Annotated in this window: 11 protein-coding genes; 8 read left to right on the top strand and 3 right to left on the bottom strand. The window is 47.4% G+C overall.

Annotated features, from left to right (window positions below; genetic code table 11):
* The first annotated feature begins 7 nt into the window (after positions 1-7).
* The 7 genes from ACXACM_RS18285 to ACXACM_RS18315 all read left to right on the top strand — a co-directional run bounded on the left by ACXACM_RS18285 (position 8) and on the right by ACXACM_RS18315 (position 8,460).
* On the top strand, positions 8-679 hold the full coding sequence (locus tag ACXACM_RS18285) for a GntR family transcriptional regulator (RefSeq protein WP_474823541.1): 672 nt from the start codon (positions 8-10) through the stop codon (positions 677-679).
* A gap of 12 nt (positions 680-691) precedes the next feature.
* Positions 692-1,570: a methylisocitrate lyase gene (prpB, locus tag ACXACM_RS18290; RefSeq protein ID WP_474823542.1), complete on the top strand. Its 879-nt coding sequence runs from the start codon at positions 692-694 to the stop codon at positions 1,568-1,570.
* Between the two features lie 53 nt (positions 1,571-1,623).
* Positions 1,624-2,748 carry a bifunctional 2-methylcitrate synthase/citrate synthase gene (gene prpC / locus ACXACM_RS18295; protein WP_474823544.1) on the top strand — a complete coding sequence of 375 codons (1,125 nt, stop codon included), beginning with the start codon at positions 1,624-1,626 and terminating at the stop codon, positions 2,746-2,748.
* 57 nt (positions 2,749-2,805) lie between these two features.
* Positions 2,806-5,406: a Fe/S-dependent 2-methylisocitrate dehydratase AcnD gene (gene acnD / locus ACXACM_RS18300; protein WP_474823545.1), complete on the top strand. Its 2,601-nt coding sequence runs from the start codon at positions 2,806-2,808 to the stop codon at positions 5,404-5,406.
* Between the two features lies 1 nt (position 5,407).
* Entirely contained in the window at positions 5,408-6,592 is a 1,185-nt protein-coding gene (prpF, locus tag ACXACM_RS18305; protein ID WP_474823546.1) for a 2-methylaconitate cis-trans isomerase PrpF, read from the top strand.
* Between the two features lie 203 nt (positions 6,593-6,795).
* On the top strand, positions 6,796-7,806 hold the full coding sequence (gene add / locus ACXACM_RS18310) for an adenosine deaminase (RefSeq protein WP_474823548.1): 1,011 nt from the start codon (positions 6,796-6,798) through the stop codon (positions 7,804-7,806).
* 102 nt (positions 7,807-7,908) lie between these two features.
* Positions 7,909-8,460: an HD domain-containing protein gene (locus ACXACM_RS18315; protein ID WP_474823549.1), complete on the top strand. Its 552-nt coding sequence runs from the start codon at positions 7,909-7,911 to the stop codon at positions 8,458-8,460.
* Between the two features lie 18 nt (positions 8,461-8,478).
* Here the strand turns inward: ACXACM_RS18315 and ACXACM_RS18320 are convergent, their stop codons facing one another.
* The 3 genes from ACXACM_RS18320 to arcB are packed head-to-tail and all read right to left on the bottom strand — an operon-like array spanning position 8,479 to position 12,956.
* Positions 8,479-10,050 (bottom strand): PH domain-containing protein, encoded by a 1,572-nt coding sequence (locus ACXACM_RS18320; RefSeq protein ID WP_474823550.1) that lies wholly within the window; start codon positions 10,048-10,050, stop codon positions 8,479-8,481.
* The gene (locus ACXACM_RS18325) at positions 10,050-10,589 is read right to left on the bottom strand and encodes a PH domain-containing protein (protein WP_474823552.1); all 540 of its coding nucleotides are present in this window, start codon (positions 10,587-10,589) and stop codon (positions 10,050-10,052) included. The genes ACXACM_RS18320 and ACXACM_RS18325 overlap by 1 nt, the downstream gene beginning before the upstream one ends.
* A 9-nt stretch (positions 10,590-10,598) precedes the next feature.
* Positions 10,599-12,956: an aerobic respiration two-component sensor histidine kinase ArcB gene (gene arcB, locus ACXACM_RS18330; RefSeq protein ID WP_474823553.1), complete on the bottom strand. Its 2,358-nt coding sequence runs from the start codon at positions 12,954-12,956 to the stop codon at positions 10,599-10,601.
* Between the two features lie 1,015 nt (positions 12,957-13,971).
* Between arcB and gltB the strand changes: the two genes are divergently transcribed.
* Entirely contained in the window at positions 13,972-18,438 is a 4,467-nt protein-coding gene (gene gltB / locus ACXACM_RS18335) for a glutamate synthase large subunit (protein ID WP_474823554.1), read from the top strand.
* The last annotated feature ends 13 nt before the right edge of the window (positions 18,439-18,451 follow it).

Here is an 18,451-nt window from a genome sequence, read left to right on the forward strand (position 1 = left end):
AAGAGTCATGAATATCGTTGCTGAAACCTTGGTAACCAATGCCGATCGCACTTACGTGCAGCTTCGTAGCGATATTGTTGAAGGTAATATTCTCATGGGCTCAAAACTCAGCGAGACAGAATTGTCGACAAAATATGATGTTAGCCGGGCAGTGATCCGTGAAGCTATTAATCGTCTGACAGCCTGTCACCTGGTCGAGAGAAAAGCCAACGTAGGCGCCCGTGTTGTGGAGCTGACGCCGCAGGGACTCATCGAACTTTATCAGGTACGCGAAGCACTGGAAGGTATGGCTACCCGTCTTGCCGCACTGCACATGTCTGACACTGAAATTAGCGCCTTGCAAACCCTTCTGAACAACCACTTTGATGAAGTAAAAAATGGCGAATCTTATTACCAGGAAGCCGGAGATGTGGATTTTCATTATCGAATAGTCCAGGGCAGTAAAAACAAACACCTTATTGCGGTACTTATCGATGGGATTTATCACCTGGTGCGAATGTATCGTGTGCAATTCGGCATGACAGGCCCCCGGGTTACCACAGCTTTCGATGAACACCGACACATAGTGAAAGCCATTGCCAACCGCGACGGGGAACTGGCAGAGATTCTGATGCGTCGTCACATTTTGTATTCGAAAAACAGTATTGAGCGCAAATTGCAGCAAGTGCCTTTGCGTTAACAGGAGAGCATTATGCACAGTGCAGGTAAAAAATTTCGTCTGGCCTTAGCTGCCAACACGCCATTGCAAATTGTGGGCACAATCAACGCCTATACAGCAATGATGGCTAAACAAATTGGCCATCAGGCTATCTACCTTTCTGGTGGCGGTGTGGCAAATGCCTCTTACGGATTGCCCGATTTGGGCATGACGTCGTTAAATGACGTATTGGTAGATGTCCAGCGCATCACTTCTGCCTGTGATTTACCTCTTCTCGTGGACATAGATACGGGTTGGGGAGGAGCATTTAATATTGCCAAAACCATAAAAGATATGGAAAAAGCGGGGGCAGCCGCCGTTCATATGGAAGATCAGGTTGCGCAAAAACGCTGTGGACACCGCCCCAATAAAGAAATCGTTTCCACAGAAGAAATGGTTGATCGAATCAAGTCAGCAGTCGATGCCAGAACCGACCCGGACTTCTTCATCATGGCCCGCACAGACGCTTTTGCCCAAGAAGGTCTCGATAAAGCCATAGAACGGGCAAAAGCCTATGTAGCCGCGGGTGCCGACGGTATTTTCGCAGAAGCGATAAAAACAGAAGCCCACTACCGTGCTTTTGCAGAAGCTTTAGACGTTCCCATTTTGGCCAATATTACTGAATTTGGACAAACCGAGTTGTGGAACAAAAAACAACTTGGTGAATGGGGGGCCGCCATGGTGCTCTACCCGCTAAGTGCCTTCCGTGCCATGAATAAAGCCGCCGAACGTGTTTATCAGTCTATTCTTGAAAACGGCGATCAAAAAGCCGTAGTGGATGACATGCAAACACGTATGGAACTGTACGATTATCTCGGCTATCACGACTACGAACAAAAACTTGATGCCTTGTTCGCGAAAACCAAAGACTAATATTAAAACAATACATTACTCATTGTACCTTACAAAAATCGGGAGACAGCAAAATGGCAAAAGAACTAAGCGGTGCCGGACTACGCGGCCAGGTAGCAGGTAAAACAGCCCTTTCCACCGTAGGCGTATCAGGTTCAGGCCTTACTTACCGCGGTTACGATGTCAAAGACCTGGCCAACCAGTGTGAATTTGAAGAAGTGGCTTACCTCATTTTAAAAGGCAAGTTGCCCAATAAAAACGAGCTTTCTAGCTACAAAGAGAAACTCAAAGGCATGCGTGGCTTACCTCAGGCACTAAAAGAGGTTCTCGAGCGTATTCCAAAAGAGGCTCACCCAATGGATGTTCTTCGCACTGGTTGTTCTATGTTGGGAAATCTGGAGATGGAAAGTGACTTCAGCGAACAAAGTGAAGTGACCGACAGAATGCTAGCGTGCTTTCCCAGTATTATTTGTTACTGGTATCGCTTCAGTCACGATGGAGTACGCATAGACACCGAAACTGAAGATGACTCTATCGGTGGCCACTTCCTGCATATGTTGCACGGAGAAGCTCCCCGCAAACTTCACGAGAAAGTGATGCATGTTTCACTTATTTTGTACGCTGAGCACGAGTTTAATGCCTCTACTTTCACCGCCCGCGTCTGTGCGTCTACCTTATCAGATATGCACTCTTGTATAACCGGTGCTATAGGGTCTCTGCGTGGGCCACTGCATGGTGGTGCCAACGAAGCGGCTATGGCGATGATTCAGCAATTCACTTCTGCAGACGATGCCGAAGAGAAAATGATGGGTATGCTGGCGCGCAAAGAAAAGATCATGGGTTTTGGTCACGCTATCTACCGCGAATCAGACCCACGCAACGACATCATCAAAAGCTGGTCAGAAAAACTCGCTGCAGATGTGGGAGACACAGTGCTCTACCCGGTTTCAGTGCGCTGCGAAGAAGTGATGTGGCGGGAAAAGAAACTGTTTTGCAACGCAGACTTTTTCCACGCCTCGGCCTACAACTTCATGGGTATTCCCACAAAGCTATTCACCCCTATTTTTGTTATGTCACGACTCACTGGCTGGGCCGCTCACGTTATGGAACAACGTGCCGACAACCGTATTATTCGCCCTTCTGCGGAATACACAGGCGAAGACTATCGCCCTGTTCCTGCCATTGAAAACCGCGATTAAACCACGAGCGCGTGGGTAGCCCACACTACTCACGTAGCGGCACGGAGAAGACCGACTATGAATACTAATTATCGCAAACCTTTACCTGACGCAGGCATCGACTTTTTCGACGTCCGCCAAGCCGTGGAGGATATCGAACCGGGTGCTTATGCCAAACTGCCTTACACTTCACGGGTATTAGCGGAAAACCTGGTACGCAAATGTCCGCCGGAAAACCTCACCAACTCGCTGTCTCAACTGATTTACCGAAAGCGGGATCTCGACTTTCCCTGGTTTCCTTCCCGCGTAGTTTGCCACGATATTCTTGGCCAAACCGCACTGGTAGATCTGGCCGGGCTACGGGATGCTATTGCAGCAAAAGGAGGCGATCCATCGAAGGTAAACCCTGTGGTTCCAACGCAACTTATCGTCGATCACTCACTGGCAGTTGAACATGCAGGCTATGAAGAAAACGCTTTTGAGCAAAACCGTGCCATAGAAGACAGGCGTAATGACGACCGTTTCCACTTTATAAACTGGACAAAAACTGCGTTTAAGAACGTAGATGTCATCGGCCCGGGCAACGGCATTATGCATCAGATTAATCTGGAGAAAATGTCACCGGTTGTCCATGCAAGAGACGGCGTAGCATTTCCTGATACTCTCGTTGGCACTGACAGCCACACGCCTCATGTGGACGCCCTTGGCGTAATAGCGGTTGGAGTTGGCGGCCTGGAGGCTGAAAGCGTCATGCTGGGCCGAGCATCTTACATGCGGTTGCCCGATATTGTGGGGGTTGAACTAACCGGTCGTGTCCAGCCTGGCATCACGGCTACTGATGTCGTACTAGCCCTTACTGAGTTCTTGAGAAAAGAAAAGGTTGTATCGGCCTACCTCGAATTTTTTGGCGATGGTGCTGCCGGCCTTACCGTTGGTGATCGCGCAACCATTTCTAATATGACACCCGAATACGGTGCCACTGCCGCTATGTTCTACATCGACGAACAAACTATCGATTATTTAAAACTCACCGGTAGAGATGACAAACAAGTTGCACTGGTTGAACAATATGCGAAACACACCGGGCTATGGGCAGATGATCTCGCCACTGCCGAATACGAACGCGTACTCACCTTTGATTTGTCTTCCGTTGGTCGCAACATGGCAGGGCCGTCTAACCCACATGCCAGATTAGCCACGTCAGATTTAGCCGAGAAAGGCATTGCCGGACACGTTGAAACCGAAGAAGGCAAAATGCCCGATGGCGCTGTGATCATTGCGGCGATTACGTCCTGTACTAACACCAGTAATCCGCGCAACGTTATTGCTGCAGGTCTTCTGGCACGCAATGCTAATAAAAAAGGACTCATTCGCAAACCCTGGGTGAAATCCTCACTGGCACCAGGCTCGAAAACCGTAAAACTGTATCTTGAAGAAGCTGGGCTGCTGGACGAGCTTGAAAAACTTGGCTTTGGCGTAGTTGCCTTTGCCTGTACTACTTGCAATGGCATGAGTGGCGCGTTAAAGCCAGAGATTCAGCAAGAGATTATTGAGCGGGATTTGTATGCCACAGCGGTACTGTCTGGTAATCGAAATTTTGATGGTCGCATTCACCCTTATGCCAAACAAGCGTTTCTCGCATCTCCACCATTAGTTGTTGCTTACGCCATCGCAGGTACTGTGCGCTTTGATATTGAAAAAGACATACTGGGCCATGACAAAAACGGCAACCCTGTGACGCTCAAAGATATCTGGCCAAGCGATGAAGAAATCGATCATATTGTTGCTACAGCAGTGAAACCAGAACAGTTCCGACGTGTTTACGAACCCATGTTCGATTTGAAAGTAGATTACGGCAGTGCCCTCTCACCTTTATATGAATGGCGCCCCAAAAGCACTTACATTCGACGCCCTCCCTATTGGGAAGGTGCGTTAGCAGCAGAGCGCAAACTCACAGCAATGCGACCGCTTGCTATTTTAGGAGACAACATCACTACTGATCATCTGTCCCCTTCTAATGCGATCATGGCATCTAGTGCCGCCGGAGAATACTTATCAAAAATGGGCGTACCTGAGGAAGATTACAACTCATATGCGACGCATCGCGGTGACCACTTGACGGCTCAGCGCGCTACATTGGCTAACCCTAAACTGTACAACGAAATGGTGCAGGAAGACGGTAAAACCGTTCAGGGCTCTTTAGCACGTATCGAACCTGAAGGAAAAGTCGTTCGTATGTGGGAGGCAATTGAAACCTACATGAACCGTAAGCAACCACTGATAATTGTTGCCGGCGCCGACTATGGGCAGGGTTCATCGAGAGATTGGGCTGCTAAAGGAGTGCGCTTGGCAGGAGTCGAAGTCATTGTCGCTGAAGGATTCGAGCGCATTCACCGCACAAACCTCATTGGAATGGGTGTACTTCCCCTTGAATTTAAGCCTGGAACGACCCGTAAAACGTTGAAGCTGGATGGTACAGAAACCTATGATGTTGCAGGAGAACCTACACCAGGTGCCGAACTAAACCTGTGCATTAATCGCGGATCAGGAGAAACCGTGAGTGTTCCGGTAAAGTGCAGGCTAGATACGGCTGAAGAAGTATCAATTTACGCTGCCGGTGGCGTATTGCAGCGCTTCGCCAAGGACTTTCTGGAATCCGAAGAAACAGCAGGAGGATGACATGTCATTTGCACCACAACGCAAAATTCCCGCTACTTACATACGGGGCGGAACAAGTAAAGGGGTGTTCTTCAAACTGACAGACTTGCCGCCCGCAGCGCAAAAGCCAGGAGAGGCAAGAGATGCCATTTTACTTCGCGTTATTGGCAGCCCGGACCCTTATGGCAAACACACAGACGGTATGGGCGGTGCAACTTCCAGTACCAGTAAAACGGTGATTGTCGCTAAAAGCGAGCAAAATAACTATGACGTAGACTACACGTTCGGGCAAGTTGCTATCGATAAACCCTTCGTGGACTGGTCTGGAAATTGTGGCAATCTCACGGCAGCTGTGGGTGCCTTCGCTATCAGTCAGGGCTTAGTGGACCCCAAACGGGTCCCTGCAAATGGCATCGCAACTGTGCGAATATGGCAAACTAATATTAGGAAACCTATTATCGCTCACGTCCCTATGACTGACGGGCAAGTGCAGGAAACCGGTGATTTCGAACTTGACGGTGTGACCTTTCCTGCTGCTGAAGTCAAAGTTGAGTTCGTTGACCCCGCCGATGGTGATGGCGATATGTTTCCCACTGGGAATCTTGTGGACGAGCTTGAGGTACCTGGCGTAGGCACGCTCAAAGCGACGTTGATCAATGCAGGGATCCCCACCATTTTTCTCAATGCGCCTGACATTGGTTATAAGGGAACCGAACTTCAGGAAGACATCAACGGCGACGATTCTGCGCTTGCGACATTCGAAACAATTCGTGCCCATGGTGCACTAAAGATGGGGTTAATTGACAACATTGGCGAGGCTGCCAGCCGTCAGCATACGCCTAAAATCGCCTTTGTGAGTCCTTCGGCTGACTACTTAGCATCCAGTGGAAAAGCGATTGCGCAACAGGATATACATCTGAATGTGAGGGCGTTGTCTATGGGCAAGTTGCACCACGCAATGATGGGCACAGCCGCGGTTGCCATTGGTTCTGCAGCCGCCATTCCAGGTACACTCGTGAACCTGGCTGCAGGCTCAGGAGAACGCAATGAAGTAATATTCGGGCACCCTTCAGGTACACTTAAAGTTGGCGCTGAAGCGAACCTGAAAAACGGTATCTGGCGCATCAATAAAGTGTCAATGAGCAGAAGTGCCAGAGTGTTGATGGAAGGTCACGTGTGCATTCCCGACGAGCCACTGTACACCTGACATTATGCCCACCTTCTCCCTGGCCCAGAGCGCACTAAAGTAGTGCGCTTCCCGTTTCAGGTGCCCCCAACACCTCACTGGGCTAGCAGTTTAAATGTTCTATTTTTCAGTACGTTGTGCCCTTTCCAGCCTGTTCTCATAGAGGGTACTAAACTTGCTTATCTGTTTGGCATAAAACAAATATAACTCACAGGACATAAATCATGCGTGACTTTATTGAAAATATGCCAAAAGCAGAATTGCACGTTCACCTGGAAGGGACATTAGAACCCGAGCTTAGTTTTTCTTTAGCAGAGAAAAACGGTATTTCCCTGCCCTTTGAGACGCCCGAAGCGCTTATTGCGGCTTATGATTTTCACGATCTGCCCTCTTTTCTAAAAATTTATTACGCAGGTATGAGTGTGTTACAGGAAGAGTCAGACTTTTTTGACCTGACATGGGCATATCTTGAAAAAGCAGCATCGCAAAATATTGTCTATGCAGAACTGTTTTTTGACCCTCAGGGCCATACCACCCGTGGCGTTGCATTCGATACGGTGATCACTGGTATTCACAAGGCACAGGAGGCCGCGAAGGAAAAACTGGGTATCGAGTCAAAATTGATCCTCTGTTTTCTCCGCGATATGTCAGCTGAGTCGGCAATGGAGCATCTGCTTATGGCGCAGCCGTATACAGATTGGTTAGTGGGTGTAGGCCTTGATTCCGACGAATACAATAATCCCCCCATAAAATTTAAAGACGTATTTGCCCTTGCCAGAGAATGGGGCCTAAAACTCACCATGCACTGTGACGTCAATCAAAAAAATACCCTTGAACATATTGGTCAGGTACTAGACGAGATTCAGGTTGACCGCATAGACCATGGCGTTAATGCGCTGGAATCTGATGCACTGTGTGAAAAAATTAAAGCCCGCCAGCTAGGTCTGACAGTTTGCCCGGTGTCTAACCGCTTTGTGGTGCAATCGCTGACATCTTTAGAAATTAAAGACATGCTTTCGAAAGGCATGCTCGCCACTATTAATTCCGATGACCCTGCCTACTTCCGCGCCTATTTAAATGAAAACTTTATTGCGCTGCAAGAGGAAGGGCAGTTCAGCAAGGACGAAATTCTGACACTGGCGGCCAACGCTTTTTCCGTTTCCTGGCTCAGCGCAGCGGAGAAAGCGGCGTATTTAGATAAACTATCTGCATTTTCCGACGGTTACGCTGGGTAGACGTCAAAAAACTGGCTGAAAAACAGGCACGGTTTTTGAACACCCCCTAGCAATGAGCGTCAGGCTAGACGCAGATCGTACATTGCAGGCAGAGGAAGAACCATGCAAACCATTTTAGTTGAAGACGATTACGTATCATCGGCGGCGCTGTTTACTGCTCGGAAATACGCACTGGCTGGTCATTTTCGTCGTCACACCGGTGAGAGTTTTGTCGATCAGCCAAAAGCGCTGGCAGCAGAACTCAGCAAACTGCCTCATAACCGGGAAATGCTTGCGGTAGCCTGGTTACTGCGTTCCCATCGCGACAGATACACTGATATCAGTGAAATAGAACTGTTCTTCGGTGAAAAGGTCGCACGCACGGTTTGTCAAATAGCAAGACTAAACCTTCCCGATGAACTCTCATCAGATGCACTTAGTGTTATTAACTTAAAGGAAATTCGCAGAGCCAATGCCGCCGAGCAAACCATTGCCTTGGCGGATTTATTTGTATTAGGGATGGCTGCAGCGGCAAGCGATGAGGCTGATGAGACAATTCTTTTAACCTGGCTTGATTCTCATTTACCCTTATTCAGCAGAGCTAACAAAAGCCTGATTCAACGCACCACCAACTGGCTAACGATGCAAACAGAGGCTAAGCCCACCCAGCTTTAAGCGAGCACAAAAGTCTGGCTACATCCATGAACGTCGCTGAGTTTCAACCTCCCACAAGGCTTTGTTTGCCAGTGAATACGCAACTTCCTGGGGAAGAAACGGAATACTCACGTCGCCGCTAGCCAGTACAAAACGCACATTAGCCAGACTGCTGCGCTGCATTAATAGACTTTGGGTGACGACAACCTGTTGTACTTTGTGCAGTTCAAAGCAATATCTGTCGATACCGACAATACCTTTTCGCACATAGAGGTAGCGTTTATCAATACTGTAACCCCACCGCCGCCAGCGCCAATAGATAAGGATCTGCAGGAGCACTGCCGCAGGAACACTCACCAGTAAAACAGCAATACCTTCTCGCGGAAAACCCACCAGGGTCGCCAGAATAAAAAGAGGGACCACTGCCAATAAAAAATACCGAGTGACAAAACGGATACTGATAGGGCGATATTCTACATCGTAGACAGCGTTGTCCGGCATTATATCATTTGCCAGAAAACGGGCTTCTGGTTCGGTAACGGAAGGCACTAACATTTTATGAGAAGCGCTAAGTTCCTGCTCTTGCTTCTCACCAGTTTTATTCTGTACAAAAAAGAAATTTGCCCGCCCGAGAAGATAGTCCAGCCAATCCTGCTTAATTGCAACTTTCTGTACCCGGCTTTCACGCATACTGACTTCTTGCTGGGAAAATAAGCCCGAGCGCCTGATATATCGGTCTGCAGTGCGACTAAGCGTGAAATTGTAATAAGTGAAAACTGAGCCAACTACCGATACAGATGCCATTATAGCCAGCACAAGAATCATCATAGTGATTACATACAAAGATAACTGCCACCATGCCACATGCTCGGTGACAACTAAAGCATCCAGCGACAATCCCAGCTTGTCGATATAATCGTAAAATCCACCAGCTATATCATCGTAAAACGGGGCTAACGCACCCAAGATGATCCAAACGCGATTATTTGTCAGACCATGTAATATCAAGTCTGACAAACTGCGCCGATTAATCACCTGTTCATCAATAGAGTGACTATCACTGTTGGCTTCTGTCGAAGATGGGCTTAGCTTATCCCCCTGCTCTGCTTTTTCTCCTTTGGATGAAGACACTAATATTTGCTGCTTGAGCTGCTGAGCAAAGCCGGATGTAACCGCTACAATCTTAGCTTCTTCTTGTGCAGAACCGGCTGTATCGAGAACCATCACAACGTAATCGGTAATGCGGTAATAAAATGGACGCAAGATCTTCACGTTTTGAATTCGCCAGAAAGGCAAATTAATATTTCTGCGCTTGAATACGCCAGAGCGAATTTCCACGTGCTGATCGCGAATGCGATACTGATAAAACCAATAGCTCGTCAAACCACTGACCAGGGTGGAGAGAAGTAAAACACTGACGACTGGCACAAAATAGGCAGTACTCTGCAAGTCTGCAGTAGAAGCGGAATAGGCTAATGCTGAAATAACGACGATAAATTGTCGCACAAACTGAATGATGTTAGACACCAGAAAGTACGCAATGGCAATGGGGGAAAGCCGTTTCCAGGTGCTGCTGTCAGCAGTCTGCTCCGTCGATTCAATGTTGTCCATTAACGGGCGCCTATATCCTTGTGGGCTAGAATGAACTGCCTGATTTTTTGCGCCTCAGCCACGCCAAGACCAGGTATCTCAAAGGTATGGCCCGCGCCACCGGCAGAGAAAACCTGCAACTTAGCCAGTCCAGCCATGCGTTCCAGAGGCCCGCGCTTGAGTTCAATGTGTTGGATCCGCAGTACTGGCTGACACGAAAGACTGCGAAAAAAAAGCCCTTTTTGTAACGACAAGTCCTGCTCTCTTAACGCGTAGTTAATACGCTTGTCGGCAAACCAATGATACAAAAATGAAAGTACACCTATGCTTAAGATCACAGCCAGAATAATCGGGTAAGCAAACACAAGTGGTTCTGGCAGTTCCGCGAATGGTTGGAAACGAATCGCAGAAACGAGCAGTGCCAGACCAACAAATATAACCACGGTAAGCGTTAGGTTTAATTTTCGATAAGCGGGCGATAAGGGTTCAAAAACCTGATTTTCTATTGCAGGTAGATTACCCGATGGGACTTGTTGGTTAGAAAACGCCACACTTTCCATAGTTCATCCCTAATCATCTATCATCTGTGAGTTAATCCATTCGTGTAAGGACTTCATGTCGTGCCCTACTGCCATTTGTAGCTCTTCGACCCAGTCGTGTACATTCTGCCACCACGCCGGATGATCGCCCTGCTGAATCTGATTCGCTATCCTTTGTACCCTTGCCAAACCGACAGAGCCAGCAGCACCTTTAATTTTATGCGCTTGAGAACACACTTCTGATTTCTCATCAGCGCTCAAACTCAGCTGCAGAATTTCCATATATTCGGGCATTTTTTCCTGAAATACTTTTACGCTCGCGCGAACCATATCTTCACCAATGGTATCGACCAGCATTTGCAATAATTCCATATCCAGAATATTGGACAGCGCTTTGCTATTGTCAGTTTTCGGTTTCTTTTCCACTTCAGTATGAAGTGGCGCAGCAGGTTCAGTAAACAGACTGTTAAATACTTCAATAACACGGCTTTTCTTTATCGGCTTGGCAATGACGTCATCCATGCCGTTTTGCAAATACTCTTCCCGTTTCTTTATCACGTTTGCTGTTAGCGCAACCATGGGCGTGCCCATAACTAAATCTTCGTCATGCAAGGTATTTGCAACGTCAAACCCAGTCATATCGGGCAGTTGAATATCCAGCAAAATGAGGTCGTAATGATTTTCCCGTGCCTTGTCGATCGCTTCCTGGCCGGTCATCGCAACGTCTACCGTTTGACCTAGCTTCTCAAGCAACGCTTTTGCTACCATAACATTCAATTCAATATCTTCTACCAGCAAAATATTTAAATCTGTAACTAGAAGTTTCGAGACTTGCATAGGTCGTTTAGAAATTTGTAACGGCAGCTCGATTTCAAAACGAGTACCATGACCTACTTCACTGGATACACGAATGTCGCCATGCATCAAATCAACCATTTGCTTACAAATAGCCAACCCTATTCCCGTACCTGTGGCTGACTGATGGTCCGGGTGGTCGACCTGATAATACATGGCAAAGATTTTTTCGATTTCGCTGTCGGGGATCCCTACTCCGGTATCTTCAATAACATAAGTTACCAGTGTTATGTCATCCTTAGGTTCAGTTGCTGAGACGCTCAGACTAACATTGCCCTTTTGAGTAAACTTCACCGCATTAAACAATATATTCCAAAGAATTTGTCTTAAACGGGTGCCGTCAACTTCAACTAATTGAGGCAAAGGCTCTTCAATATTGGTAATGAGTTCCAATGACTTATCTGCGGCCAACAAGCGGATAATACTCGCCAACTCTTGGGTGAAATCTCGCAGGGATACTGTTTTCAGGCTAAGTTCAAGCTTGTCCCTGTCGAGCTTATCCAGGTCGATAATGTCGTTGAAGATATTCCCCAGGGTAATTGCACTGGCATAAATAGTACTTACCCAGCTAAATTGCTCTTCAGTTAGGTCTGTATCTCTGAGCATCCGGCTCAGACCCACAATACCATTGAGCGGCGTTCTCAATTCGTGTGAGATGGTAGCGATAAAACGCGTTTTATCAGTACTGGCCTTAGCAGCGGCATTTTCCGCTTGCTTTCTCTCAGTCATATCGCGACCGAATGCCAGCAAGCCCAAACGCGTACCTTCGTTGTCGAAAAATGGTACCCGTTTCATTTCGAAGTAGCGCCGACGCCCATCCGCAAACCGCAACCATAGCTCTTCTGTCATACTGGCGTTGGTTTCCAGTACTTCGTGATCAGACGCAACAATCTGACTGGCCAAATCCTCTTCGAAGACATCGTGCAACGTCAGTCCGACTAACTCTTCTTCTGTCTTACCTGTAAGCATCTCGGCAATACGGTTACAGCCGGCAAAACGCCCTTCTTCATTACGGTAATAAATGAGGTCTGGTGAAGCATCAATGATTGACCGGAGTAAGGTTGATAGATGTCGTGCCTGTTGCTCAGAGTGCGATTTCTCGACAATCTCTTTTTCCAGATCTTTAAAAACTGCTTCCCGTTCGTCCTGGGCTTTACGCCGTTGTTCCATCTCGTGGTTGAGTTGTCGGATGTTACTCTGCAACTCGCGATTCAAAAACACATCTTCCTCTCGCAGGTGTTCAAGCTGGCTAACGACTTCCTTTAAATTGGTACGCGAATTTTCAAGTTGTTTGACTAATTCACTTAAAAAATAAAGGACCCATGGCGCAGACATTAAAGTCAGTACCACAGCGATGATAAAATCGTCAGGCTGGACTTCGTAACCCAGTGCCACACGTATGACATATGAACCAACAAGGGTAAACACGAGAGTAACAACGATAAATACGATACTGAGCTTTAACGTGCCGAATCGCTTAATGAATTGAGCAAATCTAATTGCCCATGAGTCGTTTGGGGAATCTTGATGCATAGCAACGAACTACAAAAATAAAAATCTTAAGTTAGTAGCACTTATATCACGTCAGACAGGCAAAGCCCACTGAGTTTCATGGAAATACCGAAAGCAGAACGCAGTAGAAGGGTGGAAGGTGTTGTAAATTAGCTACACAGCTGCACTAAAAAAGGGCAAGGCGGCGTACAGTCAAATGAATTAAACCGGTAGCCACCTGTTCACCGGGCATTTAGTTGTACCCTGGCACTGCAATGCCGTCCATATCATCTTCATCTAAAATACTGTAAAACATAATATTATCTCCAAATTTATATTTTCATCAAAGGGGCTATCAAGCCTTCTACCCACCTTGTTTTGCTACTAATAGGCGCCACAGGTTTGTGGCGTTACCTGATTACCCCTTAAATAAAGCAAAATCTTAGCCATAATTAGTAAATACCAGTATTTAAATAATGCGCCTATGCGTGACCGCCCGGAACATTACTAAAACGTGCAGACCTTTCCCCAACAACGACATTTTTGATATGTACGTTTACAAGCAAACCTTTGCACTATCAACAACTCCCCTGTATATTTTTAAAACAAGTAAAATAAACATTCACTTCATGCCCGATATTCCTAATAAATACGCAAACATACCGAATGTTTATTCATTATGTGCAAAATAGAATTGTCACTTGCAATGCGCTTACAAATTCTACTGAACCAATTTTAAGCGTAACGAACAAAATTCGCACATCTTTAATTTTTATTTAAGACACTGATAAATATAACAATATAATAAGAATACCCGGAAGAATTGTCGCCTTCGCTTTTTATCATTTGCTTTTGCAAAGCAATGTATGTATTTTGTACGGCCCGCGGTGCAATAGTGCATAAAAATGCGGTTAGCGACTGGCATTTTCTAATAATAAAAAATCAAATAATCAGGCGTTCAATTGAACGTCACAAGAACGTTTGTGATGCGTCCCATATACTGGCGGCGATCCGGCAGATACCTTGCCCAGTCGAAGGTTGAAGGAGTTTTTTTAAGATGAGTTTATATAATCCCAACGATTCCCGGGATAACTGTGGCTTTGGTCTCATCGCCCACACTCACGGGGAGGCCAGTCATGTGCTGGTAGAAACTGCAATTCAGGGCCTGGACCGAATGCAGCATCGTGGTGGTATTGCTGCTGATGGTAAAACAGGCGATGGCTGTGGATTGCTATTGCAAAAACCAGACGCTTTTTTTCGTGAGATAGCTGAAGAACAGGGTTGGAAGCTTAGTAAAAAGTATGCTGTAGGCATGATTTTCCTAAGTCAGAACGATACCTTGGCACAAAAAGCCCGAGACGTACTAAACGAAGAGCTGGAAAAAGAAACATTAACAGTGGTGGGTTGGCGTGAAGTGCCAGTCGACCGTAGTGTTCTTGGTGAACTTGCCCTTACAGGTGTGCCCCAAATCGAGCAGGTTTTCGTAAACGCGCCGGCAGGCTGGCGCAAGCGTGATTTGGAACGCCGCCTATATATGGTTCGCCGACGTGCTGAGAAGCGTCTAGAAACCGACCCGGATTTTTACGTAGCCTGCCTCTCAGGTTTGGTTACGATCTACAAAGGCTTGGTCATGCCCCGTGACCTACCTGCGTTTTATGCCGATCTGGCCGACGAGCGCTTGAAGAGTGCGATTTGCGTATTCCACCAGCGCTTTTCTACAAACACCTTACCTAAATGGCCTTTGGCTCAACCTTTCCGCTTCTTAGCTCACAATGGTGAAATCAACACCATTAAAGGTAACCGCGATTGGGCAATGGCCCGCTCCGGCAAATTTGCCACACCGCTCATCCCTGATCTAAAAGACGCAGCACCTTTTGTAAATACAGAGGGTTCAGATTCATCGTCTTTAGATAATATGCTAGAACTTTTCCTTGCCGGTGGTATGGATTTGTTCCGCGCCATGCGTCTGCTCGTTCCGCCTGCGTATCAGAACAACGCCACCATGGACGACGATCTTCGTGCATTTTACGAGTTTAACTCCATGCACATGGAACCCTGGGATGGCCCGGCAGGTATTGTTATGACCAACGGTAGACACGTTGCGTGTAACCTTGACCGCAACGGCTTGCGCCCGGCTCGTTATGTCATCACCAAAAATGGCTTTATTACCCTGGCTTCAGAAGTGGGGATCTGGGATTACAACGAAAGCGATGTGGTTGAAAAAGGCCGCGTTGGTCCGGGCGAAATGCTCGCGGTTGATACCTATAACGGTAAGATCTGGCGCTCCAATGAAATTGATGCTGATTTAAAAGACCGCCACCCATACAAAGAATGGTTGGAAAAACATATCCGACGCCTAGCCCCCATTGAAGAAGTCGATTCTTCCGAACTTGGCAAGCGCGTGTTTAATGACGACACGATTGCTGTTTACCACAAGCTCTTTAACTACAGCTATGAAGAAATTCAGCAAGTGGTTAAAGTGCTGGCCAAAGATGGTCAGGAAGCGGTTGGCTCAATGGGTGACGATACCCCGATGGCCGTGTTGTCGTCAAAATCCCGTACCATTTATGACTATTTCCGTCAGCAATTTGCCCAGGTAACGAACCCGCCTATCGATCCATTGCGGGAAAATCACGTGATGTCACTGGCAACGTGTATCGGGCGGGAACAAAACGTATTTAGTGAAACTTCAGGCTACGCCAACCGGGTATTATTTAATTCTCCGGTGTTGGTGTATACCGACTTAAAGCAACTGCGAGAGTTTAACCCTGAGCACTATTACTCAGAAAAAGTAGAGTTACAGTACAAACAGGAAGAAGGTCTTCGCAAAGCAATAGAGCGTATCTGCAACGAAGTTGAATACCTTGTAAAACAGAAACGCGCTGCATTTGTGATCCTGTCTGACAGAAACATTAAGAAAGACAGACTGACTATCCCGGCAGCGATGGCAACGGGTGCGGTTCACCGCAGACTGGTTGAGAACAAACTGCGCTGTGATGCAAACATCGTGGTGGAAACCGGTAGTGCGCGTGACCCTCACCACTTTGCCGTACTCATTGGTCTAGGGGCCACAGCGGTTTATCCTTACCTGGCCTATGAAACCATTGAACAGTTGTGTGAAAAAGGCGAGCTGAGCTGCTCGGTTACCGATGCAGTGCTAAACTACCGCAAAGGTATCAATAAGGGCTTGTATAAAATCATGTCCAAAATGGGCATCAGTACGGTAGCTAGTTACCGTTCCGCCAAGTTGTTTGAAGCCATAGGTATCAACAAAGCCGTGATGGATTTGTGCTTTAAAGGTGTCACCTCCCGCATTCAAGGTGCCGGATTCGACGATTTTGAGCAGGATGCCATCAACCTTACGCGGGTAGCATGGCTGAAACGGAAACCTCTGTCTCATGGCGGTTTACTGAAATACGTTCACGATGGCGAATATCACGCATACAATCCTGACGTGGTGAAAACGCTTCAAACCGCAGTGGTATCTGGTGATTACGCAGACTACCAAATTTATGCAAAGCACGTGAATGAGCGCTCTCCCTCTCACTTCCGTGATTTGCTTGCTCTGGAATCGTCAAACGACGCCATAGATATTAGCGAAGTGGAAGGCGCGGAGAACCTCTTCCCCCGTTTCGACACAGCCGCCATGTCTATCGGTGCGTTAAGCCCTGAAGCTCACGAGGCGCTGGCTATTGCTATGAACCGCTTAGGCGGCCAGTCGAACTCGGGAGAAGGTGGTGAACACCCCTCTCGTTTTGGCACAGAGAAAAATTCTAAAATCAAACAGGTTGCGTCGGGACGCTTCGGCGTTACACCCCATTACCTGGTGAATGCAAATGTCATTCAAATCAAGGTAGCCCAAGGAGCGAAACCCGGTGAAGGTGGTCAGTTACCTGGCGACAAAGTAAATAAATACATTGCGCAATTGCGGTTCTCTGTACCCGGAGTAACCTTAATTTCACCACCGCCACACCACGATATATATTCAATTGAAGACTTGGCGCAGCTTATTTTTGACCTCAAACAAGTCAATCCGTCTGCCCTGATTTCAGTGAAGCTGGTATCTGAGCCCGGTGTAGGCACCATCGCCACTGGTGTTGCTAAGGCCTACGCAGACCTCATTACCATATCAGGCTATGACGGCGGCACGGGTGCAAGCCCGTTAACTTCAGTAAAATACGCGGGAAGTCCTTTCGAATTAGGCCTGGCAGAAACACAGCAGGCATTGATCGAGAACGGCTTACGTCACAAAGTCCGGGTGCAAACCGATGGTGGTCTGAAGACTGGTCTGGACGTGATTAAAGCTGCTTGTCTGGGAGCAGAAAGCTTTGGCTTCGGCACGGGCCCCATGGTGGCATTAGGGTGTAAATATCTGCGAATTTGCCACTTGAATAACTGTGCTACTGGTGTAGCAACACAAGATCAAAAACTGCGTGACGATCATTTCATCGGTTTACCAGAAATGGTTATGAACTACTTTAAGTTCATTGCGCAGGAAGTGCGGGAAATAATGGCCGCGCTGGGCGTACGCAGGTTCGACGAGCTGGTAGGCCGTACTGATTTGCTCAAAGTGATAGATGGTATCACTGCCAAACAAAACAAATTGGATTTGTCGCCCCTTCTGGTCACACCAAAAGAAGGCGAACACACGCGCTTATTCTGCTCTGAAACGACTAACCAGCCTATGGATAAAGGTGAGTTGAACGCGCAGTTACTGAAAGATGCTCAGAAAGCGGTTCGGGAAGGACGAGGCATCAGACTGAGTTATCCAATTCGCAATACAGATCGCTCTGTTGGCGCACTCTTGTCAGGGGAAATTGCTAAGCATCACGGTAACCATGACATGGAAGACATGCCCGTTGAGGTGCAGTTTACCGGTACTGCCGGTCAAAGCTTCGGCGTATGGAACGCCGGTGGTCTTCACATGCGCATAGAAGGCGACGCTAACGACTATGTGGGCAAAGGTATGACAGGTGGTAAATTGGTAATCTATCCGCCTAAAAATATCAATTTCGATGCCCACAATAGTGCCATCATGGGTAATACTTGCTTGTACGGTGCTACTGGCGGAAAACTGTTTGCCGCTGGCCGTGCAGGTGAGCGCTTTGCAGTGCGTAACTCTGGCGTCACTGCCGTTGTTGAAGGAATTGGTGACAACGGTTGTGAATACATGACGGGTGGTATTGTTGCAGTTCTGGGTAGCGTGGGCGTGAACTTTGGTGCAGGAATGACCGGTGGGTTTGCTTACTTATATGACGAGGACAACGACTTGGACAACCGGGTAAATCCGGAGCTGGTTGAAGTAATGGACATCGGCGATAAAGTGATTCTTGTAGAACACTTGCGAGGTCTGATCAATCAACATTACGAAGAAACCGGCAGTGAGCATTCTTTGTCATTACTCACGAATTTCGCCGAATCACTGAAACGCTTTAAGTTGATTAAACCGAAAACCAGTGAAGTGAAAAACTTATTGGGTCATATCAGCCGCTCAAGTGACGAGCTGCGGATCCAGGCACAATAACGAGAGGTAGGTG

Source organism: Alteromonas sp. AWQ4_252 (assembly GCF_056158205.1).

What these genes read in the sequence shown, in the direction of transcription:
- prpF (WP_474823546.1), top strand. Translation starts at nt 5,408, where the DNA reads ATGTCATTTGCACCACAACGCAAAATTCCCGCTACTTACATACGGGGC.
- ACXACM_RS18320 (WP_474823550.1), bottom strand. Translation starts at nt 10,050, where the DNA reads ATGGACAACATTGAATCGACGGAGCAGACTGCTGACAGCAGCACCTGG.
- prpB (WP_474823542.1), top strand. Translation starts at nt 692, where the DNA reads ATGCACAGTGCAGGTAAAAAATTTCGTCTGGCCTTAGCTGCCAACACG.
- arcB (WP_474823553.1), bottom strand. Translation starts at nt 12,956, where the DNA reads ATGCATCAAGATTCCCCAAACGACTCATGGGCAATTAGATTTGCTCAA.
- ACXACM_RS18285 (WP_474823541.1), top strand. Translation starts at nt 8, where the DNA reads ATGAATATCGTTGCTGAAACCTTGGTAACCAATGCCGATCGCACTTAC.
- prpC (WP_474823544.1), top strand. Translation starts at nt 1,624, where the DNA reads ATGGCAAAAGAACTAAGCGGTGCCGGACTACGCGGCCAGGTAGCAGGT.
- ACXACM_RS18315 (WP_474823549.1), top strand. Translation starts at nt 7,909, where the DNA reads ATGCAAACCATTTTAGTTGAAGACGATTACGTATCATCGGCGGCGCTG.
- ACXACM_RS18325 (WP_474823552.1), bottom strand. Translation starts at nt 10,589, where the DNA reads ATGGAAAGTGTGGCGTTTTCTAACCAACAAGTCCCATCGGGTAATCTA.
- gltB (WP_474823554.1), top strand. Translation starts at nt 13,972, where the DNA reads ATGAGTTTATATAATCCCAACGATTCCCGGGATAACTGTGGCTTTGGT.
- add (WP_474823548.1), top strand. Translation starts at nt 6,796, where the DNA reads ATGCGTGACTTTATTGAAAATATGCCAAAAGCAGAATTGCACGTTCAC.
- acnD (WP_474823545.1), top strand. Translation starts at nt 2,806, where the DNA reads ATGAATACTAATTATCGCAAACCTTTACCTGACGCAGGCATCGACTTT.